The 2,202-nt window shown below is 75.4% G+C and carries 1 protein-coding gene; it reads left to right on the forward strand.

The window, feature by feature from the left end; translation table 11 throughout:
• Positions 1-2,202 (forward strand): coiled-coil domain-containing protein (locus EFL95_RS16005; protein ID WP_484213808.1); only part of this gene is annotated, 2,202 nt, incomplete at both ends.

The raw sequence follows: 2,202 nt of genomic DNA on the forward strand, positions 1-2,202 counted from the left end.
CGCTCCAGGCCGAGGAGCAGCGTCGCGCCGCCGCCGAGGCCGAGAAGGCACGGCTCGAGCGCGAGCGTCTCGAGCGGGCCCGCCAGGAGGCGATCCAGCGCGAGAAGGAGCGTCGCGCAGCCCTCCAGGCTGAGCAGGAGCGGCTCGCTGCCGAAGCCGCCGAGGCCGCGCGCCTCGAGCAGGAGCGCCTCGAGCAGGAGCGCGAGGAGCAGCGCCGGGCCGAGGCCGAGCGTCGGGCCGCAGTGCGCGCCGAGAAGAAGCGACTGGCGGCAGAGGCGGCCGAGGCCAAGCGGATCGAGACCGAGCGCGTCGAGGCCCAGCTCGCCGAGGAGGCCCGCCTGGAGGCGGCCCGGATCGCCGAGATCCAGGAGTACGAGCGTTGGCTCGCCGCCGAGGCCGCGGAGGCCACCCGCATCGAGACCGAGCGGGTCACCGCCCAGGAGGCCGAGGCCGGCCGCCTGGAGGGCCTCGAGCTGGCCGCCATCAAGGCCGAGAAGCAGCGCCTGGTCGCCGAGGCCGTCGAGGCTGCCCGGATCGAGGCTGAGCGGGTCACCGCCCAGGAGGCCGAGGCCGAGCGCCTGGAGAAGGCACGCGTCGCCGCGATCGCGGCCGAGAAGGCCCGCCTCAAGGCCGAGGCCGCGGAGGCCAAGCGCATCGAGGCCGAGCGGGTCGAGGCCCAGCAGGCCGAGGACGCGCGCCTGGAGGCCATCCGCGCCGAGGACGAGCGCCTGGCCGCCGAGGAGGAGGAGCGTCTCCGCATCGAGGCAGACCGCCTCCTGGCCCAGCAGGCCGAGGAGGAGCGACTGGAGGCCGTCCGTCTCGAGGAGGAACGCCTCGCAGCCGAACGGGCCGAGCAGGAGCGCCTCGCCGCCGAGCAGGCTGAGGCCGAGCGGCTGGAGGCTGCTCGCCGCGCTGCCCAGGAGGCGGAGCTGGCCCGTCTGGAGCGGGAGCGGATCGAGGCCGAGGAAGCCGAGCGGATCCGCGTTGCCACCGAGAAGGCCGAGCTGCGTCGCCTCGCCGCCGAGAAGGCCGAGGCCATCCGGATCGAGAACGACCGGATCGCGGCCCAGAACGCCGAGGCCGAGCGCCTGGAGACCGCACGGGTCGAGGCCGAGCGCCTCGCCGCCGAGCAGGCCGAAGCAGAGCGCATCGCTGTCGAGCAGGCCGAGGCCGAGCGGCTCGCCGCCGAGCGTGCCGCTGCCGAGCAGGCCGAGGCCGAGCGCCTGGCTGCGATCAAGGCCGAGGAGGAGCGCCTCGAGGCCGAGCGCGTCGAGGCCGAGCGCATCGCCGCCGAGCAGCAGGCCGCTGCCGAGGACGAGGCCCGGCGGATCGCCGCAGCCGAGGCCGAGACCGCGCGCCTGGCCGCCATCGCGGCCCGTCGTGAGGCAGCGCTGGCCGAGAAGGAGCGCCGCGACGCCGAGCAGGCCGAGCGCGAACGCGTCGCAGCCGAGGAGCGGGAGCAGCGGCGAGCCGCGGCGATGGCCGAGCAGCAGGCCCGCATCGCGGCCGCCCGCGCCGAGAAGGAGCGGATCGCCGCCGAGCAGGCCGACTGGGAGCGCCAGGCGATCGAGAGAGCCGCGAGGGCCTCGGCGCCACAGGCGCCGGGCCGGGGCGCCGCGACAGCGGCCCTGACGGACATCACGGGAGTCCCCCCAAAAGAAGTCGCCGCGGCCACATCCCTCCAGTCCCCCGTGACCGCGACGATCAGGGAAAGCAGTGAAGAAGCTCCCGCGTACGCCGAGGTCGACGACCTCGCGCTGACCGCCGAGGAACCTGCACCGGTCGAGGACGTCGGGTACGACGAGCCTGATCAGGACGCCACCGCGGGGTACACCGACCTCGAGGAGCCCGAGGTCATCGAGGAGTGGGTCGACCCGGCCGCCGCCGAGGCGCCGGAGCCCGAGCCCCTGCTCGAGCCGGAACCTGAACCCGAGCTGGCGGAGGCCGTCGACGAGGTTGCGGTGGAGCCCGCCCCGGAGAAGGTGTCGCGCTGGAAGCGTCGTCGCGCGGCGAAGGCAGCGCTGGCCGCCGCGGCCGAGGAAGCGTTCCCGGCCAAGCTCGAGGCGCCGGACCTGAAGACTGAGGCGAACGAGGTCGAGATCGAGCCGATCGAGGTCGACCACGAAGGCCTGGTGGCCGTGGAGCCGGAGCCGGAGCCGGAGCCGGAGCCCGAGCCGGAACCCGAGCCGGAACCCGAGCCGG

Source organism: Nocardioides marmorisolisilvae, from assembly GCF_003725775.1.
In the GTDB taxonomy this organism is placed as follows: Bacteria; Actinomycetota; Actinomycetes; order Propionibacteriales; family Nocardioidaceae; genus Marmoricola; species Marmoricola marmorisolisilvae.